The 25,311-nt window shown below is 44.1% G+C and carries 26 protein-coding genes and 1 pseudogene; 17 read left to right on the forward strand and 10 right to left on the reverse strand.

Annotated features, from left to right (window positions below):
* Positions 1-282: 282 nt before the first annotated feature.
* From H7844_04875 to H7844_04945, 15 genes and pseudogenes are all read left to right on the forward strand, one after another.
* Positions 283-1,578 (forward strand): sigma-54 dependent transcriptional regulator, encoded by a 1,296-nt coding sequence (locus H7844_04875; protein MEO5356615.1) that lies wholly within the window; start codon positions 283-285, stop codon positions 1,576-1,578.
* A gap of 320 nt (positions 1,579-1,898) precedes the next feature.
* On the forward strand, positions 1,899-2,273 hold the full coding sequence (gene flgB / locus H7844_04880) for a flagellar basal body rod protein FlgB (GenBank protein ID MEO5356616.1): 375 nt from the start codon (positions 1,899-1,901) through the stop codon (positions 2,271-2,273).
* Between the two features lies 1 nt (position 2,274).
* Entirely contained in the window at positions 2,275-2,688 is a 414-nt protein-coding gene (gene flgC, locus H7844_04885) for a flagellar basal body rod protein FlgC (GenBank protein MEO5356617.1), read from the forward strand.
* Between the two features lie 3 nt (positions 2,689-2,691).
* A complete protein-coding gene (gene fliE / locus H7844_04890; protein ID MEO5356618.1) occupies positions 2,692-2,985 on the forward strand; it encodes a flagellar hook-basal body complex protein FliE in 294 nt (97 codons plus the stop codon).
* Positions 2,986-3,047: 62 nt separating this feature from the next.
* Positions 3,048-4,667: a flagellar M-ring protein FliF gene (fliF, locus tag H7844_04895; GenBank protein MEO5356619.1), complete on the forward strand. Its 1,620-nt coding sequence runs from the start codon at positions 3,048-3,050 to the stop codon at positions 4,665-4,667.
* Positions 4,668-4,672: 5 nt separating this feature from the next.
* Positions 4,673-4,939 (forward strand): hypothetical protein, encoded by a 267-nt coding sequence (locus H7844_04900; GenBank protein MEO5356620.1) that lies wholly within the window; start codon positions 4,673-4,675, stop codon positions 4,937-4,939.
* 3 nt (positions 4,940-4,942) lie between these two features.
* Complete coding sequence (fliG, locus tag H7844_04905; GenBank protein ID MEO5356621.1) at positions 4,943-5,932, forward strand: flagellar motor switch protein FliG; 990 nt, start codon at positions 4,943-4,945, stop codon at positions 5,930-5,932.
* On the forward strand, positions 5,925-6,761 hold the full coding sequence (locus tag H7844_04910) for a hypothetical protein (protein MEO5356622.1): 837 nt from the start codon (positions 5,925-5,927) through the stop codon (positions 6,759-6,761). Before fliG ends, H7844_04910 begins: the two co-directional genes overlap by 8 nt.
* Positions 6,748-8,064, forward strand: a complete 1,317-nt coding sequence (locus tag H7844_04915; GenBank protein ID MEO5356623.1) for a FliI/YscN family ATPase — start codon at positions 6,748-6,750, stop codon at positions 8,062-8,064. The genes H7844_04910 and H7844_04915 overlap by 14 nt, the downstream gene beginning before the upstream one ends.
* A 3-nt stretch (positions 8,065-8,067) precedes the next feature.
* The gene (fliJ, locus tag H7844_04920) at positions 8,068-8,508 is read left to right on the forward strand and encodes a flagellar export protein FliJ (GenBank protein MEO5356624.1); all 441 of its coding nucleotides are present in this window, start codon (positions 8,068-8,070) and stop codon (positions 8,506-8,508) included.
* Positions 8,465-8,947 (forward strand): hypothetical protein, encoded by a 483-nt coding sequence (locus H7844_04925; GenBank protein ID MEO5356625.1) that lies wholly within the window; start codon positions 8,465-8,467, stop codon positions 8,945-8,947. The genes fliJ and H7844_04925 overlap by 44 nt, the downstream gene beginning before the upstream one ends.
* 106 nt (positions 8,948-9,053) lie before the next feature.
* Complete coding sequence (locus tag H7844_04930) at positions 9,054-10,268, forward strand: flagellar hook-length control protein FliK (GenBank protein MEO5356626.1); 1,215 nt, start codon at positions 9,054-9,056, stop codon at positions 10,266-10,268.
* A 19-nt stretch (positions 10,269-10,287) separates the two neighbouring features.
* A complete protein-coding gene (locus H7844_04935; GenBank protein ID MEO5356627.1) occupies positions 10,288-10,746 on the forward strand; it encodes a hypothetical protein in 459 nt (152 codons plus the stop codon).
* A gap of 30 nt (positions 10,747-10,776) precedes the next feature.
* Complete coding sequence (locus H7844_04940) at positions 10,777-10,971, forward strand: flagellar basal body protein (GenBank protein ID MEO5356628.1); 195 nt, start codon at positions 10,777-10,779, stop codon at positions 10,969-10,971.
* 31 nt (positions 10,972-11,002) lie between these two features.
* Positions 11,003-12,130, forward strand: a pseudogene (locus H7844_04945) (flagellar hook protein FlgE).
* A gap of 184 nt (positions 12,131-12,314) precedes the next feature.
* Here the strand turns inward: H7844_04945 and H7844_04950 are convergent.
* Positions 12,315-14,138: a M3 family oligoendopeptidase gene (locus H7844_04950; GenBank protein ID MEO5356629.1), complete on the reverse strand. Its 1,824-nt coding sequence runs from the start codon at positions 14,136-14,138 to the stop codon at positions 12,315-12,317.
* 269 nt (positions 14,139-14,407) lie between these two features.
* Here H7844_04950 and H7844_04955 point away from each other — a divergent pair, with 269 nt between their 5' ends.
* Positions 14,408-14,995, forward strand: coding sequence for an L-threonylcarbamoyladenylate synthase (locus H7844_04955; protein MEO5356630.1), 588 nt, complete (start codon positions 14,408-14,410; stop codon positions 14,993-14,995).
* Between the two features lie 24 nt (positions 14,996-15,019).
* Here the strand turns inward: H7844_04955 and H7844_04960 are convergent, their stop codons facing one another.
* The 3 genes from H7844_04960 to H7844_04970 are packed head-to-tail and all read right to left on the reverse strand — an operon-like array spanning position 15,020 to position 16,290.
* Positions 15,020-15,229: a type II toxin-antitoxin system HicB family antitoxin gene (locus H7844_04960; GenBank protein MEO5356631.1), complete on the reverse strand. Its 210-nt coding sequence runs from the start codon at positions 15,227-15,229 to the stop codon at positions 15,020-15,022.
* The gene (gene rlmB, locus H7844_04965) at positions 15,222-15,947 is read right to left on the reverse strand and encodes a 23S rRNA (guanosine(2251)-2'-O)-methyltransferase RlmB (protein ID MEO5356632.1); all 726 of its coding nucleotides are present in this window, start codon (positions 15,945-15,947) and stop codon (positions 15,222-15,224) included. Before rlmB ends, H7844_04960 begins: the two co-directional genes overlap by 8 nt.
* Positions 15,948-15,957: 10 nt before the next feature.
* Positions 15,958-16,290, reverse strand: coding sequence for a hypothetical protein (locus tag H7844_04970; GenBank protein MEO5356633.1), 333 nt, complete (start codon positions 16,288-16,290; stop codon positions 15,958-15,960).
* 343 nt (positions 16,291-16,633) lie between these two features.
* Here H7844_04970 and H7844_04975 point away from each other — a divergent pair, with 343 nt between their 5' ends.
* Positions 16,634-19,057 (forward strand): hypothetical protein, encoded by a 2,424-nt coding sequence (locus H7844_04975; protein ID MEO5356634.1) that lies wholly within the window; start codon positions 16,634-16,636, stop codon positions 19,055-19,057.
* A 153-nt stretch (positions 19,058-19,210) separates the two neighbouring features.
* Here H7844_04975 and H7844_04980 read toward each other — a convergent pair whose 3' ends face one another.
* From H7844_04980 to dnaJ, 6 genes are all read right to left on the reverse strand, one after another.
* The gene (locus H7844_04980) at positions 19,211-20,497 is read right to left on the reverse strand and encodes an outer membrane protein transport protein (protein ID MEO5356635.1); all 1,287 of its coding nucleotides are present in this window, start codon (positions 20,495-20,497) and stop codon (positions 19,211-19,213) included.
* Between the two features lie 198 nt (positions 20,498-20,695).
* Positions 20,696-21,385 carry an OmpA family protein gene (locus H7844_04985; protein ID MEO5356636.1) on the reverse strand — a complete coding sequence of 230 codons (690 nt, stop codon included), beginning with the start codon at positions 21,383-21,385 and terminating at the stop codon, positions 20,696-20,698.
* Between the two features lie 137 nt (positions 21,386-21,522).
* Complete coding sequence (locus tag H7844_04990; GenBank protein MEO5356637.1) at positions 21,523-22,380, reverse strand: OmpA family protein; 858 nt, start codon at positions 22,378-22,380, stop codon at positions 21,523-21,525.
* Positions 22,381-22,441: 61 nt separating this feature from the next.
* Positions 22,442-23,341, reverse strand: coding sequence for an MBL fold metallo-hydrolase (locus H7844_04995; protein ID MEO5356638.1), 900 nt, complete (start codon positions 23,339-23,341; stop codon positions 22,442-22,444).
* A 115-nt stretch (positions 23,342-23,456) separates the two neighbouring features.
* Positions 23,457-24,182: a 16S rRNA (uracil(1498)-N(3))-methyltransferase gene (locus tag H7844_05000; GenBank protein MEO5356639.1), complete on the reverse strand. Its 726-nt coding sequence runs from the start codon at positions 24,180-24,182 to the stop codon at positions 23,457-23,459.
* 19 nt (positions 24,183-24,201) lie between these two features.
* Positions 24,202-25,311 (reverse strand): molecular chaperone DnaJ, encoded by a 1,110-nt coding sequence (dnaJ, locus tag H7844_05005; GenBank protein ID MEO5356640.1) that lies wholly within the window; start codon positions 25,309-25,311, stop codon positions 24,202-24,204.

Consider the following 25,311-nt stretch of genomic DNA (forward strand, 5'->3'; position numbering starts at 1 on the left):
AACTCTTTGAGTTATCAACACTACTAACAAGCACTTTAATAACTCTGCGAGTTATTAACATTCCCACAGGCTCTACTACTAAATTTTTGGAGAAAATTTAGAAAAGAAAAAAAAGAAGGCTTGACATTTCAACATAGCAGTTAACTATAAAGGCAAAATAATATTTTCATCTAATGCGTTTGCCCTGGATAGATAGAAAAAAAATATAGAAAAATAGTATAATATAAAGATGGGTATGGTCTTTATTTTTTTAACATAACAGAATATTAAGGAGTAGATTGGATGAAACCCATACTTGTGGTTGACGATGATCCCCAGATGAGGGACGCCCTGAGGGAAGCAATAAAAAGGCTGGGATTTGAGGCAATAGTGGCTGAAAACGGGCAGGACGCCCTGAGTAAACTTGCAGGCACCCCTATTGCCCTTGTCGTAACGGATATGAAAATGCCTAAAATGGACGGCTTGACTTTTTTGAAAGAAGTTAAAAAGCGCGTGGGAAATCTCCCCGTGCTTGTTATAACAGGGTTTGGAACGGTTGAAAACGCAGTTGAGGCCATGAAAGAAGGCGCCTCGGATTACCTGATGAAACCCTTTTCTTTTGACACTCTTACCCGTAAGATTAACTCCATCATGGAGGCTATGGCCTCGGCAAAGGAGATTATCACGGAAAATAATAAAATGAAAAAAATCCTGCTCCTTGCTAACGAGGTTTCCTCAGGGGACACTACCGTGCTGATTTACGGTGAGAGCGGTACCGGTAAAGAGCTGGTAGCAAGGTTTATCCACCAGTGTAGCCAGAGAAAGCAAAAACAATTTATTGGTGTAAACTGTGCCGCCATTCCGGAAAATCTCCTGGAATCAGAGCTGTTCGGGCACGAAAAAGGTGCTTTTACCGGTGCTGCCGATAAGAAACTAGGCAAATTTGAGCTTGCAAGCGGTGGTACTATCCTTTTGGATGAAATCGGGGAGATGCCTCTCGCCCTTCAGGCAAAACTCCTAAGAGTGCTTCAGGAAAAGGAAATAGACAGGGTCGGAGGAAAACAGACTATCCCCATAGATACCAGAGTGATTGCCACCACAAACAGAGACCTCTACAAGGAAAGCACTGAGGGGAAATTCAGAGAAGACCTCTACTACAGGCTTAGCGTCTTTCCGCTTCACATTCCCCCTTTGAGAGAACGTCCGGAGGATATTGTAGCCCTGTCGGAGTACTTTGTTAAAAAATACGCCTCTCTCTTAAACAAAGGCGTTAAGGGTATTAAAAAAGAGGCCCTCTCTGTTATTGAAAAAAACCCATGGAGAGGAAACATAAGGGAACTTGAAAACGTGATTCACAGAGCGGTGCTGCTTTCACGCACTGAGTATATAGACGCCGATGATTTCATGTTTGACGACCCCGCCGGCGCCGCCACCGGTACTGATGCAAAGGGCATAAGGGCAATGGAAAAGGACCTCATCTTTAAAACGCTAAAGGAAGTTGACGGGAATAAAACCAAGGCCGCCAAAATTCTGGGTGTAAGTGTGAGAACCATAAGAAATAAATTAAACGAATATGGGAAAGATTTTCCCGGTGTGTAGGTTTTTTGGCGCTTATTTGACGGCTTTTTGCCAACTTTTACCTCCTGAGAAGGTTTTGCGGAGGGTTGGTATGAAAATGAATTTTGCTTTATAAACAATGTCTTTAGCGGTTGATGTTGGAATTAAGCTTAATGATTTTGGTAGTTTCATTAATTTGGCATGATTATTGATACTTAATATTACAGGCAGTTGAATGTTCAGGCACGATAATGCCGATAAGAGAAGGAGAGAGATGTTTAAAGCGGAAATAGACATAGTGGCCGAGGGCTGGCAAGCGGTAAGCCCTTTTGAAGATGGAGTGAACCCATAAGGGGCAGGCTATGGATGAAGGTGTAGTTACACTAAATACTTTAATGGATTACACGACAATGAGACAGAAGGTTTTGTCGTCTAATATAGCCAATTCCGATACACCCGGTTACAGGGCAAAGGAGCTGGACTTCAGTGCTTTTTTCAATAAGGCAAAGTTAAAACTGGTTGCAACAAAAGCGGCGCATTATGAAGATGGCTTGTATCCTGGGCGCGATGGGGCGGTGATAGATGAAAACACCCTCTTCTGGGGTGATAAAAATAATGTGGAACTTGATATGGAAGTGGCAAAAATGACTGAAAATGGTTTATTATACCAAGGAGCAACTAAGTTGATTTCTACAAAGTACAAAATGTATAAATCGGCAGCGAAGAGGACGCAATAGAATGGAAGTGTTCGGAGTTTTTAAAGTAAGCGCATCAGCCCTTGCAGCGCAGCGTGAGCGTATGAACGTGATAGCCTCCAACCTGGCTAACATTCACACGACACAAACACAAGAGGGCGGTCCCTACAAGAGACGGGACGTTGTGTTTCAAACTACTTTAATGGAACAGGACGTGCGGAGCCATTCAAACGGAGTCAGAGTGGCGGAAATATATGAGGACCCTCATCCACCTATGATGGTCTATGACCCGTCACACCCCGATGCCGATGAACGGGGTTACGTGGCTATGCCAAACATTAATGTGGTGGAGGAGATGGTCAACATGATGATGACCACCAGAGCCTACGAGGCTAATGTCTCTGCATTTAATGTCTCTAAAAGTATGTTTTTGAAAACTTTGGAAATCGGGAGGTAAACCATGGCTGATCTTAATAAGGTTTCCGGAGTAAATTTTGCACAAGAACTTAAGAAGCAAACACCGGTTGACCAGGGCGGCGGCGGAGGATTTGATATTGTTTTAAAAGATGCCCTGACAAAGGTAAACAATATCCAAAAGGAAGCGGATAAGGCTATTGATGACCTTGCCTCCGGAGGTGATATTAATAATGCTGTACTTGCTATGGAAAAAGCCGATCTGTCCTTTCAGATAATGCAAGAGGTGAGGAATAAGCTTCTTAACGCCTACGAAGAGGTTATGAGGATGCAAGTATAGGGGGTGGTTCTCACCGGTTGAGCTTTTTAATATGGCGGCCTGTGATTTGGAACCTAAATTAAATGGTTGATGTTGCAGGTATTATTGACAAACTAAAGAAGTGGCCGAACAAGAAGAAGGCCCTGATGGCAGGCGGTGTTGTTATGGGCCTGGCCACTATAATATTGTTGTTTGCATGGTCTCAAAAAGTGCCCTACCAGGTGTTGTTTTCAAATTTAGCCGAGCCGGATGCCGGGAAAATCGTAGCCAAGCTGAAAGAACTTAAAATTCCCTACAATGTTACTCAAAACAGCATAATGGTTCCTCAGGAAAAAGTCCATGAGCTCAGAATTCAGCTTGCCACACAGGGGCTTCCACAGGGCAGTGGCGTAGGGTTTGAGATTTTTGATAAAACCGATTTTCAGGCTACTGATTTTGTCCAGAAGTTAAACTACAGGAGAGCGCTTGAGGGCGAGCTGGCAAGAACTATCGCCTCCCTTGGTGAGATACAAAAGGCAAAAGTCCATCTTGCCGTACCGGAGAAATCTCTTTTTGTTAAAGACAAGGAACTACCTACCGCCTCTGTCGTTGTAACCCTGAAACCGAACAAGGCACTTACGCAGGAGCAGATACAGGGCATAGTGCATCTTGTTTCCAGCAGCGTTGAGGGGCTTATATTAAATAACATTACCGTACTTAACGACAAAGGGGAGCTTCTGACACGTCCAACCGATGAAATGATAGGCCTTACAGCCACGCAGCTGGAGTACCAGCGTAAGTATGAAAAGGAAATGCAGGACCGGATAGGTGAGATACTGGGGCCTGTGGTTGGAAGGGAAAAGGTTAAGGCCCGTGTCACTGTGGAGCTTGATTTTGCAAAAACAGAAAAAACCGAGGAGAAATACGACCCTGAGGGAAGTGTAGTAAGAAGTGAGCAGTCTATGAAAGAAAAATCTGTCACTACCAGTCCAGGGGGAATTCCAGGTGTGCAGTCCAATCTTCCTGGAAAAGTTCCATATCAGGGGGGTGGAATGCAGACCTCAATGCAAAAACAAAGTGATACGACTAATTACGAAATATCTAAGGTTACAAGCCATGTTGTGGGCCCCTATGGGAGTGTAAAGAGAATTTCAGCGGCGGTGTTGGTTGACGGTGTGTTTAAAGAAAAGAAGGAACCGGCAAAAGATAAAAAGAAAAAAACAGAGCCTGTGATGGAATATGTGCCAAGGACTGAAGAGGAGTTAAAGCAGTACGGGGATTTGGTTAAAAAGGCAATAGGCTATATTGATAAACGCGGCGATGAGGTGACTGTAATAAATATGCCATTTGACGGGATTCCCAAAGAGGAGCCGCCAAAGCGTGATTATGTCAAAGACAGTGTGTTGCTTGCAAAGTATCTGGCGCCTGTGCTGCTTGCGTTGCTTTTTATAATTTTTGTAGTGCGTCCGGTTATAAAGTCTTTGACGGCACCGCCTCCGGCTCCTGATTTACCAAGATTAAAACCGATGCCGGAGCTTATTGAAAAACAACCGAGAGCGCCCGGACCACCGCCGGAGCCGGAAAGGGAGCGTGAGGTGTCAATGCCTCCTGAGGATGAGATAGGGGTACTGGAGGATCTCAACGACTGGGCCAGATGGGTACAGGATAACCCTAATCAGGCTTCACAGATAGTAAGAGAATGGATGGAGCACGAGGAGGCTTAAAGACTATGGCTAATGAGAAACATAAGGTACTTCCGGAGACTACTAAGTTAACGGATATTAAATTAACGGACGAGAGGAAAAGTGTAGCTAAATCCCCTGCAAAGGTAGCTGATATTAAGCTAACGGGCGGCGGCGATGCCCCGGTTAAACCCCCTGCAAAGGCAATGTCTCATATGACACAGGAGTTGGGTGACTGGTCTAAGTGGATTAAAGATAATCCGAAGAAGGCTTCAAAGATTATAAGGGAGTGGCTGGAACATGAGGAGACATAGAGTATGGCAGTGCAATTGACCGGCTTTGAGAAAGCTGCAATATTTTTAACCGCTATAGGTGAGGATGCCGCCGCCGAGATTATGAAAAATCTCGATATGAAAGAGATAGGCAAAATCGCCAGCGTTATGACAAAAATCAAGTCACTGAAGGAAGATGAGGTGAAGGCTGTTTTTAAAGAAGCCTCTAAAAAGATAGAAAAGGGCGAGGTATATATAGGCGGCAACGATTATGTAAAGAACATGCTGATTAAAGGACTGGACGAGAAAACCGCCAAAAAGATAATGGAAAAGGCAGCTATCGAGGCCACTCTTGAAAACCTCAAGAAGGTGGATGCTAAAAAACTGACCAACTTCCTTCTTACAGAGCATCCACAGACGATAGCTCTGATTCTGAGTTTGCTTGACCCCGGACAGGCTGCCATTGTGCTGCAGACAATGCCGAAGTCATTAAAGGTGGATGTGGCAATGCGAATGGCTACTACGGAGGGTATCCCGATGGATGCCATTGAAGAGATTGAGGATGTGTTAAAGAGTGAGCTTGACCTTGAGCGCGGCGAGGGTATAAAGGTCGGCGGTGTTAAGAAGGTCGCACAGATACTGAACTCCATAGATAAGGCAACCGAGGAGTTGATTCTTGAAAACATAGAAAGCCATGACTATGAACTTGCAGATGCTATCAGGCAGTTCATGTTTGTCTTTGAGGACCTCACAAGGCTTGATGACAGAGGCATTCAGATGGTACTTAAAGAGGTTAGCACCGAGGATCTTTCCCTGGCCCTTAAAACTGCATCAGAAGGACTTAAGGAGAAGGTCTTTAAGAATATGTCCAAGAGAGCCGCCGAGATTCTAAAAGATGAGATGGAATCTAAGGGGCCGGTGAGGGTCTCCGAGGTTGAAAAATCTCAGCAAAATATAATCAAGATAGCCAGAAAACTCAGTGAAGAGGGTAAGATAATTCTGCCTGGAAGCTCTGAGGAAGAACAGCTTGTATAGATCGGGGGTAATAAAGGGTAGGCAAGCGGAACGATTTTTAATGCCCTCCTTAGACCAGCGGGTTAATAATGTTACAGAGGAGGAGCAGCAGCCTGAGGACTCCGTGGATGTTGCAGAGTCTGATGAGTTGGCTTTAGAGAGTGAGCCGGTTGTTGATACACCGGTTGATGAGTTTTTGGTTCCGGCTACAGAGGAAGGTGGTGCTTCTGAGGAGAGTCTGATAAGCAGCCTGCCTGAGGTGACGGTTGAACAGGAGCAGGTACCGTCTCCTGAGGAGATAATCGCCGCCGCGGAGGAAAAAGCCCGGCAGATAGAGCAGGAGGCAGGGCGGAGGGGCTATGAAGAAGGCTATAAGGCGGCTCAGGAAACTGGATACAATCAGGCACTGACAGAGTTTAATCAAAAAAAACTGCCCTTGCTCGATGCCATGAGTAAAATCATTGGTGAGCTTTGCACTGTTAAAGAAGAGATTCTAAGCAATGTTGAACCATCTGTTGTGCAATTGGCTGAAGGTATGGCAAGGGCGGCTCTTTTAGCCGAGCTCAGACTCAACCATGATATTTTACCGCGACTTGCTAAAGAGGGAATAAACAGGCTTAAAAAAACAGGTACTATTACAATAAAGCTAAATCCAGCCCTCTACGATTTGTTTCTATCCGAGAGAGCGGAACTAACGCAACTGCACCAGGAGATAGTGTTTGAGACGGACCCTGCAATGCCTGCTGAGGCTGCAGAGGTCATAGGCCCACTTGAGGAGGTTTCTGTTAATCCCCTGGAGCTGCTGGATAATATCCTTGAGCAGATGAGAGAGCACGATGCAGGCGGTTGACCTCAATCCGTATATCGATATAGTACAGAAAATCGACCCTCTCAGGGTATATGGGCGGATTGTAGAGATAACCGGAATACTGATAAAATGCACAGGAGTTAAGGCAACCGTAGGTGAGACCTGTTTGATATACTCCGGCAACGGCACTGCTGTAGATGCTGAGGTGGTAGGATTTAAGGACGGCAAGATGCTCCTCATGGCAACAGGGGATATTTCTTTGATACGCCCGGGCAGCAGAATCAGGGCAATGGGGCGTAAGGTATCTGTAAGGGTAGGGCAACAACTTATAGGACGTGTGGTTAACGAGGCGGGAGAGCCACTTGACGGCATGGGTCCGATACGGGCGGAGCACTATCCGCTGAATCCATCATTGATTAATCCTCTGCAAAGGGAGCGGATTTCAGAGCCTATAGACCTTGGTATTTCAGCGATAAACGGACTTCTGACAATCGGTAAGGGCCAGAGGGTAGGAATAATGTCCGGCGCCGGTGTGGGAAAAAGCGTACTTCTGGGCATGATGGCAAAATATACTCATGCGGATTTAAACGTAATTTCACTTATAGGTGAAAGAAACCGTGAAGTGAGGGAGTTCATAGAGCGCGACCTGGGCCCGGAGGGCATGAAACGCTCTATTGTGGTGGTTACCACATCCGAGCAGTCGCCGGTAGCTAAAGTAAGAAATGCCTTTGTAGCAACGGCAATTGCAGACTACTTCAGAGCACAGGGCAAGGATGTCCTTCTGTTTATGGACTCTCTTACACGGGTTGCCATGGCTCAGAGGGAGATAGGTCTTGCCACGGGTGAGCCACCAGCCTCTAAGGGCTATACGCCGTCTGTGTTTGCCCTGCTGCCCAGACTCCTTGAACGTGCCGGCACCATAAAGGGCAAGGGGAGCATTACAGGGCTTTACACGGTGCTTGTGGAGGGGGATGATCTCACTGACCCGGTAGCTGACACGGCAACTTCCATCTTAGACGGCCACATTGTGCTTTCAAGAGAGCTTGCCATGGAAAACCACTATCCCGCCATAAATATTCTGCGCTCTATAAGCAGGGTAATGCCTGATATAATAAATGATAGACATAAAACAGTGGCCGGTAAATTCATGGAGACCATGGCTGTTTATAAAAGATTTGAGGATATGATTAATCTGGGCGCTTACAAGGAAGGGTCAAATCCAAAGGTTGACTTTGCCCTTTCCATGATAGATAAACTAAATGCTTTTTTAAGACAGGGAATGACGGAACAGAGAGATTTTAAAATCACTATAACCAAACTTTTTGAGCTTTTTCAGGTAAAATAAATTATGGCCAGAGTTGATACGCTTAAGCGGATTCTTCAGGTAAAGGAATATCAGAAATCTGAGGCCGAAATTGAGCTCCAAAGAGCATGGAAGGTGCTGCGTACCGAACAGGATACACTTGCGATGCTGGAGAGACTCCTTGCCGACAATACCGCTGTTTTAGACAAAAAGAAGACTTCCAGAAACATTAATGTTTATGAGCTTACCCTTTATTATGATTACATAGAGAGCCTCTACAAGAAAATTGATAAACAAAATAAAGTTATAATAGATAAAACGGCTGAGGTAGAAAAAAGGCAGGCTGAATTGACAGAGGCGTATAAAGAGATGAAAACAGTTGAGATATTAAAGGACAGGGTAGTAAAAGATGAACAGAAAAAGTCGGAAAGGCAAGCCCAGCGTGAAATGGATTTTATATATTTATCAAGGCTCCCTCGCTATTAGCCTTGTTTGTTGCTTAACCTTATATTTCCAACCCGCCTATACGTACGCCGAGGATGAGTGCCTGCAGAGGCAAAAGGACCTGGCACTTAAGGAGGAAAGTGTAAAGAAAGAGGCGGCCAGGGTTGATGCGCTTAAGGCGGAAATAGATGCTAAAGTGGAAAAGTATCAGAACATTCTTAAGCAAATAGAAGAAGCTTTGAAAAAACTGCAACAGCCCGGTGATGAGCGTTTTAAAAGGGTTGTAAAGGACTTTGAAGCTATGCCGTCAGAGGAGGCGGGAGCACGTATCAGCGCTCTGGATGAGGATACAGCCGCTAATATCTTATTGAAAATGAGTCCAAGAAAAGCAGGGGCTGCAATGGCTCAGATAGAACCTAAGAAAGTAGCGTCACTTACAGAAAAAATGGTTAATATAAAGAAAAGTTTTCCTGTTAAATGAAAAGTTTTTCCATCCTTTTTTAATTTTCCCACTGCATAAGATATTGTTATTCATTATTAAACAAGCATGTTGCTTATTTGGTACGGGATTTGCATTTAACATTGCTATGAATGATACTAATGCGATAAACTTACAGGGAGCAGGGGAACAGGTGCAGGGGCGCCAAAACGGAGTTAAACACATATCTGATGACGACACTCCAAATAAGTTTGATACTGTTTTTAAAAGAGCACTTAATGACAGACAACGTACCGCCTCAGACAAGAATACTTCTGAGGACAGGAAAAGCATTTCCCCAGATAAGAATACTTCTGAGGACAGGAAAAGCATTTCCTCAGACAAAAAAGTTTCCGATGATAATGAAAACACGGCTCAGGCAGGTTCCATGTCGGCGTCTATGATGGCAATGAACCTCTTTGGAGTCGGAGTCGTAACAGATTTTTCCACCGCTGTGGTGGAGGACACCGGTGTGAATTCAGCTTTGAACGGGAGACTTTCCGGAATCATGCCTGAAGCAGCGAATCCACAAAAGGCTGCAAATACTGAAAATCCGGCGGATATGCTTAAACAGGGAGAGGCTGAAGCTAACGTTGCTGATTTTCCAACTGTATCAGAGGCGAAAAATGAGGCCGGCAAAGGGGCATCTATAAAGGAGTTATTGATAAACAGCACAGATGATAATGAGACTCCTGAGCTGCCGGACACTCTGAATGCAGCAAAACTAAATACCAATGAATTTGAAATTATGGCGGAGGAGGCAGTACAAAACGATGCCGGCAACAGCCGGTATGAAAAACTACAAAACAATAAGACTGAGGGCAACCCAGGCATAGAGCAGATGTTTAATCAGGACTTGACGGCAAAGACACATCAACAAACTACCGGCACGGCGCCTCATGCGGTAAGCACTGAGGGAAATGTTCCCAAAGCTATTCAACTAAATGAGCATGTCTTCAGTGTAAACAAGCTAAGTGATACTTCAATAGAGGTGCGTTTGGAGCCGGATGGTCTGGGCTCTGTCAAGATACAGTTAAATATAGAAAAGGGCACTCTTCATGCCGATATAAGAGCCTCTGATGAGGCGGCGAAGGTTATAATTGAAAAGAATCTGAATGATATAGTAAAAGCTTTGACTCAGGAGGGGTTAACGGTAGGGGATTTTTCAGTTTCACTAAAGGACAAAGGAAGCCAGGACGGCAATGGTAAACAACAGGGTAACGATGGCAAGAAAGGTCTTGACGGTGACTCTCAAGAAGCGGAAATTACATCCGTAAACAGATATAGCACATCAGATGATGGTTTGATAAACATATTTGCATAAGCAAATAGGAGGTATAGATATGAGTACAACAATAAACACAGCAACGTCAAACACGACGTCATCGGGCACCACATCAAGTACAAGCTCAACGGCCTCATCAAAAGATACCGTGGATAAGATGGATTTTCTTAAGCTCTTTACAAAACAGCTTCAGTACCAGAATCCATTGGACCCTATGGATTCGTCTAACTTTACCACACAGTTAGCACAATTTAGCTCACTTGAGGCACTAAACAGCATACAGAGCGGGATTACAGATTTGAACTCGTACTCAAACTCTTTAAATAATATGATGGCGGCAAATCTGATAGGTAAGGATGTTATTATGGATGATGGAACGACCGGTAAAATAACCGGAATCAGTTTTAATGACGGGGTCTCTTCCCTGACGCTTGACAACGGCAGTAACGTTTTAATGGGTAACGTCAAGCAAATAGGAACAACGACAACATCATCATCAGCCACAACATCGTCTTAGAGATATGAGACAAGACAGGAGGATATTGATATGATAACATCTCTTTGGACGGCAGTTAGCGGTATGAGCACAAACAGTACGTCATTAGGTGTTGTGGGTGACAATATAGCAAACATGAATACAACCGGTTTTAAAGCAAGCAGGGCGTCATTTGGTGACGTACTGAGTCAAAGCCTGGTAGGTGTAGCGGGGGGGGGGGCAGGTTGGGAGGGGCTCTCTTGTTGACAGTGTAAGCCCACTTTTTACTCAGGGCTCTTTTGTTGCAACCAATAACGGCATGGATTTAGCTATAGACGGCAACGGATTTTTTCTAGTTAGAGACAACGCAACAAGCTCATCCTCAGGTATGACTTACTATACCCGTGCAGGCAACTTTAGTTTGGATAAAGACGGCTATATGGTAACCTCTACAGGTTTCAGAGTGCAGGGATACATGGCTACAGACGTAAATGCTGTATCGGTGACAAGCGGCAATCTCAGCGATATCAAAGTAGATACGAGCTTCAGTTCCGCAGCAGTAACAAGCAATGTGGACTGGACACTCAACCTGAATTCCCAGGCAAGCGTTATAACTGCTGCATTTTCGCTTGACAGTGACGGCGATGGTATAAGTGACGACCCAGGCAATTACAATTACTCATCCACCTCAACCGTATATGACTCCCAGGGCGGCTCACATGAGGTAACCGCTTATTATACTAAAACTGCAAACAACTCGTGGGAGGTCCATTATGCTTATCAACAGTCAACCACAAGCAGCGTATTAACTCTCGCCACATCAACTGCTACCCAGACACTGTCGTTTAACACTAACGGCTATCTTGTAAGCGATGGGACAGGTACGGATGTTTCGGCAAGCACTGAGCCCTCTATTGCGTTTAACTTCCTAGGTGGCGTGACTAATCCACAGAATATTACTTTCAACTATGGTAAGTCTCTGAATCAAAGCGGCACGGGATTAAATGCATCCCAGCAATTAGCGGATACTTCTCAGGTGCTGGATATAAGTCAGGACGGACACGCTCCAGGGTCACTTAAGAGTTTAAACATTGACGATTTAGGTAAGATAACCGCTGTGTTTACAAACGGTCAAACAAGGACTCTCGGACAAATTGCCTTAGCCCGCTTTAATGCCGCCAACAGACTGACAAAAGAGGGGCAGAATCTGTTTTCACAGTCCGGTGAATCCGGTGAGGCTATAGTTAATACGGCACGGACAAGCGGCCTGGGGGGCATTGTTTCAGGTTCGCTTGAAACAAGTAACGTTGACCTTGGAACTGAGTTTGTCACTATGATTACAAATCAGAGGGCCTTTCAAGCTAACTCTAAAAGCGTCACAACAACAGATGAGCTTTTACAGGAAATATTATCACTGAAGAGATAGTGTTCCATACAGAGCCTTCAAAGTTGAGGCAAAGATACAACAATGGGTAAGACTTAAGTCTTACCCATTGTTTATTTAATGACCCTGACAAAAAGGGGTCAAGGGGGCATCGCTCCCTTGCAGGTAGGGGTTTAAGGGGAAGGACGGAGTCCTTCCCCTTACTCTCCTTACTCTCCTTACTCTCCTACTCTCCTTTCATTCTTTCATTCTTTCTTATCGCCTCATTTTTTAAACCTTTATCAATCATCTCTTTAATAAAAGCAAAGCCACCGTGCCAGAATTCGGGGCTGAGCATGTCGATGCCGGCTTCTTTTAGTATTAGGCCGGGGGAGGTGGAGCCACCGTAGGAGAGTATTTTAATGATTTTAGGGATAAATTCCCTGCCTTCTTCTTTGAACCTTTTGTACAGTGAGAGGGAGAGCAATTCGCCAAAGCTGTAGGCATAGCAGTAAAACGGCGTGTGGTAGATGTGTGGGATGGTTATCCATTCGATTTGAAAGTCATCTGAGACCTCGACGGAGTCTCCGAACTGTTCTTTTAGAAGATTAAGGTAGATACTATTTAAATCGTTAACCGGAGTGCCGTTTTCTATGAGTGAGTGGGCGGTCTTTTCAAAGATAACAAAAAAAGCCTGCCTGAGGACTGTTGCGTACATATCGTCAATGGCGGAACTCAGAATCAGACGGCGTGCGGTGGCATCATTTTCCTCTTCAAGGAGGCGTTCGGTAAGCAGCATTTCGGCAAATACGGAGGCGGTTTCGGCAAGGGGCAGAGGAGCATGAAATGTAAGCACCGAGTGGTCTTGTGCCAGCAGGGAATGAACGGCGTGTCCCAGTTCGTGGGCTAATGTGGCTACCTGACGGGGCTCACCGGTATAATTAGTCAATACCCATGGAGTGAGTTTTGGAAGCACCCCGTAGCAAAATGCCCCTCCGCGCTTATTGGTACGGTCCTCTGAGTCAATGTGTTTCTTGTCAAAAACACTTTTCGCAAGTCTATAGAATTGAGGGCTAAAGTTATCGAAACTTTCAAGTACCATAGAAACAGCATCGGAGTACTCGATTTTTTTCTTTGTTTGTGCTTTAATGGGAGCATAGAGGTCGAAGCGGCGCAGTTTAGGCAGCTCCAGCCACTGTGCTTTTAACTTAAAATAATCGTGAAACACGTGTGAGTTATCTTTGCAAACTGACAGGAGAGTTTCCACAACGTCATCGGGTATGTCATTTGACATGTTGCGGACGTTAATCGGGCTTTTAAATTTCCGTAATCCGATTTGCTCCTTTGCCCAGTCCCGTACCCTATAGACATAGAGTTGAGAAAGGACGGACTCATCTTTACCAAATACGGCAAACAGCTCCTTATAGGCGGCCTTACGCACCTCAGGACGCATATCTCTGACGAAAGTCATAAGGCTGTCACGGGTGTTGTGAGTCGTCTTGCCATCCACATCCATAACAAAGTCGTACTTACTTGTCAGCATATCGTAGAGGGTCAGTAGTGCACCTGAGCCGTTAGTGTCCTTTATGTTAATTATCTTTTCCTCGAGCTCACTAAGAATGTGCTCTTTAAACTGCCTTTGTCTGTCAAGATAATATGTAAGATTACCGGCATAAACCAACAGCCGCTTAGCCTCTTCATCAGTTAGAGATTTCCACCAGAGGCTGAAAAAAAGAGTCCGGTTTTGCATATCCGCTAAAAAATTTTCGACATTTCCCATAATTGCAAGAGCCTTTGTATCCTGCGTATCCTCAGAGAATCTGAGAGCGGTATAGGCGGTTATTTTTCCGGCAAGGGCTGCGAGAGTTTCCATCAGCGTAAGGATATTGACAAATGCGCCGCCATCCATGCCGGGATTAATAATGCTCCGTTTTGATTCAATTTCCTCCACACAATCCTCTATTTCTTTAAAGGCCGCCTTTATAACACTGTCGTTGCCGGACGATAACAGTTCACTTAAATCCCACCGGCTCTTCTGATATCTTACACCGCTATGTGCCACAACAATCATACCTCCTGACGCTTAATTTTGTATGTGTGATAACTATTTGTATTATATACCTTTTTATCGTTTTAATACGAGGTGATGTAAGTTACTGCACGGCTAAGAAAAATATAATATACTCTTATTGTACATTCCATCTAAACCTTCCTCTCGGGCCCTAAGGAGTTAGGGCCTTTTTTTTACCTTGTAATATGAAAAGTTGACAGGCTTTTTTTATAATTAAGTTTAGTGCTACAGGGGGCAATATTAAATATATAACAATAGACGGTACGAGGGTGCCGGAGGTTTTAGATGAGGCCGCTCAGGCGCTCTCAGAGGGACGGCTCATAGCGTATCCGACAGAGACGTTTTATGCGCTAGGTGTTGCCTGTGATAACAAGGAGGCACTGAGGAGGCTTTTTGAGCTTAAGGGAAGACCGGAAAACAAGCCTTTTCCACTGATTGCAGGCTCTGTTGAGACAATAGAACGTAAAGTTGCGGTTGTGGATAAACCGGCGCTCGCACTTGGACGTACTCATTGGCCGGGGGCGTTAACGATTCTTCTTAAGGCTAAGGACGGACATTGCTCCGAATTTATTTTAAATGAGGCGGGTAAAGTGGCGGTACGTATTCCGGGAGAGTCATTTGCGCTTGCACTGGCAAGACGCCTGAATTATCCCATAACCTCAACGAGTGCTAATCCCTCAGGGCTTGTGCCTGCCGCAGACGCTGCAACTGTGGTTAAATACTTTGGTACAGAGGCAATAGATATTGTTATTGATGGCGGTTGTACTCCGGGCGGGCTTCCCTCAACAATATTAGAGGTGACGGCAGATGGTAGAATTAAGATTTTACGGGCAGGGGCGATACAGGTAATACCATGATTTGAAATTGTTGAAGTTTTTCTTTCAAATTTCAACGTAATCTACACAAGCATGAGGCTCCGGAATTGGTATCCCATCTTCTTTTAATCCCTCAAGGTGCATCTCGATAGCTCTGTGCTTGTTTCTAATTACATCCTTTTGAGTTTTACCTGTTGCTACACATCCCATCAAATCGGGTGAGTACGCAGAAAAATTATTTTCGGTTTTTTCTATTACAATTAAATACTTATTCATATTCCCTCTGTCTTTTACATTCAAAAAGAAAAACCCCAGCGGAAACTGAAACGTTAAGGGAGTCAATCGAGCCAAAGACCGGAATTTTAATAAGCATATCACAGTGTTCAGAAACGGTTCTTCTAAGCCCTGAGCCCTCAGAGCCAAACACAAAGGCAACCGGGCCTCTTAGGTCAACGCTCCAGAGGGTGTGCTCAGAGGCTGCGTCTGCTCCATAAACGGTAACATTGTTATCCTTAAGATATCTTATCGAGTGTTTTATGTTTGAAACCATCGCCATGGGCAGGTAAAAGGATGCCCCGCTTGAGGTCTTATCCACAACAGGGGAGAGTCCGGCACTTCTGTGGCTTTGGAAAATTACTCCGCTAACTCCTGCAACCTCTGCTGTTCTTAGTATAGCGCCAAAATTCCTTGGGTCTTCTATACCATCAAGAACTACAAACAGCGGATTGACAACACTCTTATATATCTGCTCCACGGAGAGCAACTGCTGTGTCTCGTTTAACAAAGCACATATGCCCTGATGAGTCAGCCCATGAAATTTATCAAAAAACTCCTTTCCAACCTCTTCCACGGCAACCCCTGCGCCTCTGGTAAGAGACAGCAAAGTGCGGCGGTCGCGTTTCCAGCCCTGTGTTACATAAACAACTCTAACCTGCCGCTTTGCAGTGAGCGCCTCAAAAACAGGATTTATCCCGTAAATCCACCGTCCTGTCATGTTCTGGGGGTTAAAACCCGGGGAAGAGCTTTAATTTCAGAGATTTGCCGCTATTTAAAGCATATATGGCAGAGATGATTCCACCATCTATGTAGTGCAGTTTAAATTTGCCAAACCCTCTGTTTACAAGCCCCTTGGCGTCTGACGGGCAGCCGTGCTCACACCCTGCCACGCCCTTAATCATTTTGAGTATTAAAGAATCTATCTGGAGCTGTGAAAGGTCCTCTGCGTTATCAAGACCGAATTGAAGTATTGTTGCCATTGCCCCTTTTACATCAAACTTATATGGATTTTCGATTTCCAGAGCAAGTGACTCAGCACCAATCGTTACGTCAAGTTCCATTCATTTACCTCCTAATTGTTTTTATAATCTCAACAGCAGCCACCTGCTATGATAACTACTAACTCTAATACTAAGTTGCATTCATTCGATTAACTTTGTTGGCTTCGTCGAAAGCTCCTTGACGCCTCCCCTAAAGGGGAATCCCCTGTAAGGGGAGGTGTCGCTTTCTCCTTGCCGCCTCGTTACTCTTTTGACTGCTACTTGGTATTAGAATTCCAATATCAAAAGCTCCCTTGTAATAGTTTATTACTTTGATACATAAATAAGTCAAGTTACCCTGCAAAATTAATTATTTTTAGACAAATTTATTGACTTTTTTCATTTAAATCATATAATTTTCATAGTGGCCGGTAAGTTAAAATTCCTGAAACCAAAAATTAAAGCCGGTGTTGTTTCCATTTTAATAGTAGCAGCGCTTACTTTTGTTTTTTCTACCGCCGTTAGATTTAATCAGTATCGGGTATGGAAGCAGAGTCCCTCCACATATTTTGCAGGCTCAACCCCGATGATGACCACAGTTGATGCTTTCTACTGGATCCGTATGGCCAGAGACTATGAAAATGGCCGGTATAAGGGCGGGCAGACAGACCCTCTGAGATTCTTCCCTACACCGGATTACAAATACCCGGACACTGAACCCCTCTTATGTTTCTTTCTCAGAGTAGTCTCAAAACTTACAGGGGGTGACTTATATGTGGCAGGGATATATCTTATACCGTTTCTTGCCGGTTTGTTTGTAATTCCTTTTATTATATACTTTTACAGGATGGGCTACCCCGCCCTTGGAATTACAGGGGCCCTGATTGCCACCTTTTGCCACAGCTACCACGTTAGGTCATGCTTAGGACGTGTAGATACAGACTCGTTAAACCTGTTTTTCCCGTTTATGGCTTCCATGTTTATATTATTTGCCGGAAAATCAAAATTTTTATATCTATATGCGCTTTTAGCCGGAGTCACTCTGTACATCTTTAACTTATGGTACCCTACCGTGCAGTTTATCGAAATGTATTTTGTTGTTTTTGCTATATACCTTTTTGTTAACAAAGCGGATAAATTGACTATACTGAAAGCTCTTGCAGTTTTTTTGTTTTCCTCATCTCCGGCTAACTTTGCACACATTTTTTTAGAGTTCCCTGCAAAGTTTTCATTAACTTCAGGCACTACCGTATCGCTTCTGATATTCTATCTTTCCACGTTTGCACATCACTTAACAAGTTACTTTATTTTGTATTCATCTCCTTTTGTAATTCCATATAAAGAGAGATTTACCGGCAACTCTATCTTATTGACAGCATCATTATTTTTGGCATTAATTCCTGTGGTATTTATTAAATTCACCTTGTCTCTGGCAGTGACGGTTATTGTCATTATGGCGGCAGGTTTCTATTCTAAAATAAAAATTAAATTTCTGCATCATACTGTTATATTGTTAACAACAATTGCAGCCTTTTCTTTTGAGAGATGGACTGATGTTAAAACTCTTGCTGCTTACGTATTTACCACTTACGCTGTTCCATATCTGTCTGCATATGTGTTTCCAGTTCTTTCAAATTATGTATTTTTCGGAAGACATTCGTTTATGGGAATAGAGTTTGGAAGCCGCACTTCGGCTCTTACTCAGGTCTCAGAGCTTTACAAGTATCCTTTTATGGAGACAATGGCGATGGTCTTACAAAATCCGGTTTTAACCATTGTCGGGCTTGTTTTTTTCACCGTCTTTGCAGTAGTTAATTTCAAAAAATTAATACCTATATCTCCGGTTTTGCTGTTGGGAATGGTAGCTTTTTCAGGTTCCAACCGTTTTGTTATGTATCTGGCTCCATTTGTAGGGGTAGGGTATGGTTATTTTGTCACATTGTTTGTGGATTCCATGTTTCAGATGTTTAAAATAAAAAAAGAACTTCTTAAAAGCATAATTCTCTACGCATCGGCTTTTATATTTTTTTTGATTATAATAAAGCAGACGGCTTTTTTTCTGGTGCCCTCGCCATCAATTCCAACTAACCTGTATTGGTCATTTCAGACGATAGGCAAGACGCTGCCGGAGAGATCAGTTATCTTTACGTGGTGGGATTTTGGCTATGCACTTGAAGATATAACCGGTTTTGCGACATATCATGACGGTGGCTCTCAAGAGACAATAAAAACCCTCTACATAGCTCATGCGCTGACCTCAAACAGTCAGGTTGAACTCTATAATATCCTCAGTATGCTTACCAAAGGAGGTTCAACAGTCACAGAGGAGCAAATAGTAAAGGATCAGGCAGTGGAGAAAGTTATAGATGACGTGAAATACGACAAGTCGCATATTCTCTTTACAATGGATATGATAATGAAATTACCTGCGATTTTTACATTAAGGGGGCTTGACGCTATAAGGGGGGAGGGCGGCAGCCAACCCTACTTTGTACCGTTAAGCTGCCAAACCTTTAAAGACAGAGTAATAACATGTGAGGGCAACAAGATAGACCTCAATACCGGGACTATAAATGGCCGGAGTGCCCTTGTCAGATCAGTAATGGTTGAAAACGGGCAGGTATTAGACAGCAGGGAATACGGCAACAGCAGGAAAGGTCTTTCTTTTGAGGCCCTTGCAAAAGACAAAAACATATTTGCCGTGTTTCTGTTTAACGATGAGGTGTTTAATTCTAACTTTAACCAGATGTACCTATTGGGCAATTACAACAAGGACCTCTACACCCAGGTCTATAACGCATGGCCGACGGCACGAGTCTTTAAAGCAAAAACACCGGTTTTAAAATAAAGGAAAGTGACTGTTTTGAACCTGTCATATCGTGTAGCGTTTATATAGGTAAAAAAACAGACGATTGAATGCAACCTGGTATCAGTTTTATAGTTTAAGATCAATGCCCTGTGGTTAAACCACAGGGCATATTTAAATACTAACTGGAAAAATCTAAAATTTAACCGTAATACCCAATTCTATCGAGTCCTCTGACATGGCGGTCTCAAAAGATGAGGCGTAACCTGCCATATTGGTACCGGTCTCTTTCATGGTTTTTTCAAATGCGTGCATGTAACCGGCGTTTAAACTAACCTTATCGTTAAATGTGTATTGAAGGCCAAGGGTCAGATGATGCTCAACTAAGGCGGGAAAGCCGGTAATTCTGAATGACTCATAATAGTAAACCGGCATGGAGTGCCCCTGAATGCTTACCATGTTGGAACCAACAAAATTACTGTGGTTTTTAACAGGGTTTTTACCATAGTTGTACCCTGCCCTCAAAGCCAGTTCCTTTACGGGTTTAAACTGTATGCCGGCACCCACCACCACCTGATTATCCCAGTCAAAATCCTTATAACCGGAGGCATCCGCCCAGTTTACCCATTTGACGTCAGCCTCTAAGAGTAACTTATCCTTAATCGGCTCAACCGCTATACCAAAGCCTACCTCCTGGGGCTGCTCCAGTTTAAGGTTATCCTTTACACCATCGCCGTCGAAGTCCGTCACATTCTTAAAATTAATCTCAATCGGGGAAGCATAAGCTAAGCCCAGAGATACCTTTTCCACCGGCTTATAGAGTATGCCTATCTTTCCACCCAAACCATAGTTCTGGCTGGTGCCGCTGCCTAAGTCCAACATCGAATAATTAACACGGGCTGCAAGACCTATGGAGAACTGATCGTCAAACTTGTACCTTAAGAAAGGTGCAAACTGCATGGAGTTATAGTTGGTATAGGTACCGGATTGAAGAGGATAGACGATACTTCCGGCCGGGCGGCCATAAAAGGAAGAGAAATCATAATATCTTGAGTTGTCCACATTGGTACCCCTGTAGTCAACGCCAAGGCCGCTTGTGCCATATGCTGCAAGCCCAACCTTCAACTGCTTAGATATTGGAATTGTAACAGCCACAGACGGGATTGTATATACCTTGCTTGCACTGTCTGCACTGTAAGATAAGTTTGTAACCGTAACCCTGTTGGTCACAGTTGGAATAAACAGAGTCCCCATGAAATCAAGGGTGATTTTTCCACAATCTCCCACTGCAGCAGGATTGCTGTATATTGCGCCGACAGCATCCTGAGGTGCAGCAATACCAGTTCCCCCCATCTGTCGTGAAGCACTGCCTACTCCTATCAGGTTGTCTCCGTTTGTGGCAATTGACACTGATGAAAAACTAAAAATCATCAATACCGATAAAAATATGATGCCTGAACACCTAAATCTCACTTTACTCATAAATACCTCCTTTTTTTTTACCCTTCCTCCCTGGAAACTCTAACCAGATACTTGTTTTCAAAAATAATCTCCTCTCACCCAAATTCTGATGTTATGGCTTTCCTTACAGCCCTTCCTTGTAGAGAGGTAACATTCAGGGCTTTTATCAAAATCCCGCTAAAGAGATATTAAGTCTCGGCAATTGGCAACTCATTGGAACTATCGCGAGAAGATCCTTATATCAGCCCTTCTGTTACGGGCTCTTCCAGCGGCGGTTTCATTGGTGTCAACCGGTTGTGTGTAACCGTAACCTACCGTTTCCACCTTATCGGCACTTATTGCACCGTGCCTTACAATGTAGTCTTTGGCTACCTCGGCCCTTCTCTTAGAAAGCCTCATATTATAGTCGTATCCACCGACTGTATCGGTATGCCCCTCTACTCTCACGCTCGGCTGTTGGTATTGCTTTATAGTCTCAACCGCTGTGTTTAATTGTTTTTCATTGTCTTTTCTGATTTTTGACGTGTTAACATCAAAATTAACCACGGTAACAACAGCTGCTTCTTTGCGGGATACATGGACAGGGTTTGAGCTGTACCTGCCACCCCTGCAAAGATTGTTTGCCATCTGCGGCACCTTTTTAGCTAAATCTATTGCTTCCTGAGTGTGGCAGTTCCAGTAAACTTCATATGCCTCATCTCTTAGTTTAACTACAGCACCAAACTCATCAGGACATTCCTTGTCTTTACCGGCTTTTTGGGCTCGTTCTATTGCTCTGTCAGCCTCTGTCAGCTCTTTATGAGTGTATAACACTTTGCCTTTAGGCGTAAATTCAAAACCGGCACATCCGGCTAACATAAACATCGCAACAGATGGCAATGACAAATAAAAAATAATCCTGAAAATCATGCCGATACCTCCAAGGTTATAATTCAATAGCATACAAAATACGATATAAAACCTTCATGGCAGTTGTCAACATAAAAAACACGGGAAGCAAAACTATTTTGCTTCCCGTGTTTTAAAATCAACAACTATGCTTAAAGTTAATTTGGCTTAGTTTCTGTATCTTTAGCTTTTTCAGCCTTTTTAGCTTTTTTAGCCTTTTTAACTTTTTTAGCTTTTTTCGTATCGTCTTTCATATCATGCTTCATATCGTGCTTCATTTCATGTTTCATCACAGGGGCGGAATCACCTGCGTCAACCTCTACCTGAGCAGAGATGCGAATTTCCACACGCCTGTTTTTAGCCCTTCCGGCGGCAGTAGCATTAGTATCTACCGGCTGTGAAAAACCGAAACCATTGGCCTTAATACGGCTCTGGCTTACACCATGTTCCTGCAGATACTTTGCCACAGAGCTTGCGCGTCTCATTGAGAGTGCATCATTGTACTGCTTTGAAGCCCTGTTGTCTGTGTGTCCATCAACGTCAATCTTAGAATCCGGGTACTTCTTAGCAAATTCTATAGCCTGCTGGAGTTCAACACTGTATTTGGTCTCGATATTACTCTTGTCTGTTGCAAAATTAACCAGTGTAACCTTTGCAACTTCTTTCCACTTCTTTGTCTTTTCTATTACCACCGGTGGAGCCGGTTTGGGTGGGCAAAGAGCATTAGCCATCTGAGTTGCCTTTTTAGCCATTTCAATACCCTCTGCAGTGCGGCATGAAAGGTATGTATCATAGGCGTCGTCTCTCATCTTTGCAGCCTTATTAAACTCATCAGGGCAATCCTTGTCCTTTCCCGCCCCCTGAGCTTTTGCTATTGCCCTGTCAGCTTCAGGCAGTTCCTTGTGATAGTACCAAACGGAGCGCTTTGGAGCATACTCCATGTTGGCACAACCTGCTGATACAAAAGCCACCAATACCAACAAAAACAACACTTTTAATATTCTGCTTTCTCTCATCCTTACAACCTCCTCATTTTAGTTTTACGCTGTATGAATATGGAGCTTCAAATTGAGCCCATTACCCTGCATATATGTCTATTTCGTCGCCCTCTATAGCCGCAGTTATCTTTAACCCTTTGTGAGGCATTTCATTGTATTTGTTAATGGTATATTGCAGGAGCTCATCCATTTTATCATCAGAGCGGGACGGCTCATGATGAAATATCACTAAATGCTTCACATCAGCCTTAACGGCAAGGTCAATGGCATGCATAGTCGAGCTATGTCCCCATCCCACCTTTAAGGGATATTCAGTATCCGAGTACTGTGCATCACAGATCAATACATCCACACCCCTTGCAAACTCTACGGTTCTTGCATTTTGCTCTCTTACAATCTGCTCGATTTCCTCACGTTCGTTTTCATCAACTACGGAATTTGCCATAAAATTATAATACGGCTCGTTGTCGCCCGTATAAACAATGTTTACATCGCCCTCAGTAACACGATAACCGAAACACGTAACAGGGTGGTTCATGAGTTTTGATTTTACGTTAAACTCACCAACCTGGAATGTTTCCTCCTTCAAATCTCTGTAGTTAATTGTTGCAGAGAGTTCATCGGAGTTTACAGGAAAGTATGAATAAACCATTTGTTGAGCCATAATTTCGCGCAAACTTTTATCAAAATGCGGAGGGCCGTAGATGTTTATTACATTTTTTGGAATGTATGCAGGAATGAAAAAAGGAAAACCGTGAATATGGTCCCAATGGGTATGGGATAGAAGCAAATGAATAGTCATAGGAGACTTAGGGGCAAACCTCTCACCAATTGTTCTGATGCCTGTACCAGCGTCAAAAATCAAATGAGTACCCTCTCTGCCTGTCAACTCAATACAGGAAGTGTTACCGCCGTATCTGACCGTTTCCTTCCCAGGCGTGGGAATTGACCCTCTGACTCCACAAAACCTTATCTTCAATTGTTACCCCTTTCGCTCCGGCTTCCCAGCTTGTCTTAATATAGTGAATTTTAGCATTAGCTGTTATGAAAAAGAAATCAGTAATTTTTTTTTATCTCAATAATTAAAAATAACCTTACTCAATATCGCCAAAAAGGAATTGAAGAAGGAGCACTGAGGCAACAGCGGCTGTCTCGGCACGCAGAATTCTGTTGCCTAAAAACACCGGTGTGATATCTGCTGCTTCAGCCTCATCAATTTCATCCGAACTGAAACCGCCCTCAGGCCCTGTCACAGCATATATAGTCTTTACATCAACACACAAGGCTACCGATTTTAAACTTACACCTGTTTTTTCATAAAAAATAAAAGCACGGCTCTGTTTACTGCATTTTATCGTTAACAATAAGTCGGAATAACTTATCGGTGCACTAACTACCGGCACTGCCACCCGCCCCGACTGCCTTGAGGCCTCTACAGCTATCTTATTCCACCTCGAAAGTTTTCCGGTTTCCTTGTACTGACAACGGGAGCTATAAAACGTGATGATTTCACTTACGCCAAGCTCTGTGGTCTTTTGTATCACCATGTCCATTTTTGCTCCCTTCAGAAGCCCCTGACATAGCACTATTGCAGTTGAATGTTCTTCTTTTTGTCTGTCCCGGGGGGTAATATTAAGTAGTACCTCTCTTGTTGCGGCATCTATAACTCTTCCGTCAAAAAACCTTCCCAGTGAATCAAACACCTCAACAGAGTCGCCTTTTCTTTGCCTCAAAACGTTTGTCAGATAGTGGGCGTCTTCTCCTGTCAGGCGTAAAACCCCGTCTTTTACTGTTATTTTTTCAATATATACACGGGGCATCAATTATCACAGAGCAAGCCTATTCACCGGTAAAAAAACCCTTTATCTTCTCTGAAAAACTCCTTTGCACTTCATCACCGCTCTCTTTGGCAAATTCCTCCAGCAGTTCACGCTGCCGCTGAGTCACTTTTTTAGGTACATCGATGTAAACCTTAACTATCAGGTCACCCTTCTGTCCCCCGCCCACCCGCTGAACACCCTCGCCTCTTAACCGGAAAATTTCACCGGACTGCGTGCCGGAAGGAATCTTAATCTTTCCGCTTCCCTTAAGCTTTGGAACTTCTATCTCACCGCCAAAAACCGCTACATAAAAAGCTATCGGCACTTCACAGTATATGTCCCTCTCGTGGCGTTTAAAAAACGGATGCTCATGAACTGACAGATACACGTAAAGGTCCCCCTGCGGGCCTCCCTTTGTGCCGGCCTCACCCTCGCCACTGAGTTTAAGCTTCATTCCGGTATCAACACCCGGAGGAATCTTCACATTAAGTGAGCGAGTTCTGCGTACCTTGCCGCTGCCACTGCACTCATTACACGGATCTGTTATAACAACCCCTGAGCCCCCACACCTTCCACATGTCTTACTAACCGAGAAAAACCCCTGCTGGAACATCGTCTGCCCCGAGCCCTTACAGGCCAAACAGCGCTCCGGTGTTTTGCCCCCCGCAGAGCCTGAGCCTGAGCACTTATCACATGATTCCCACCGCGGAATATTTATGTCTTTATCTATGCCAAAGGCGGCTTCCATCAGATTCAGCTCCATGTCATAGCGTAAATCGGCACCTCTTCTTGGTCTGTTTGCCTTCTGAGAGCCGCCTCCAACCCCAAAGCCACCCAAAATATCCTCAAATATGTCTCCAAAAATATCGGAAAACCCGCCCGAAAACGAACCAAACCCCGGCCCCCCTCCCATACCATCCACCGTGCCAAATCTGTCATAAGTTGAGCGCTTTGCCGGATCGCTCAGACACGAGTACGCCTCGTTTATTTCCTTAAACCGTTCCTCAGACTCCTTATCCCCCGCATTTCTGTCAGGATGAAATTTCAGGGCAAGCTGTCTGTATGCTTTTTTCAACTCATCAGGAGTTGCCGACCTGCTTACCCCAAGAGTTTCATAGTAGTCTTTCAT

The organism is Nitrospirae bacterium YQR-1, from assembly GCA_039908095.1.
Lineage (GTDB): Bacteria > Nitrospirota > Thermodesulfovibrionia > Thermodesulfovibrionales > Magnetobacteriaceae > Magnetomonas.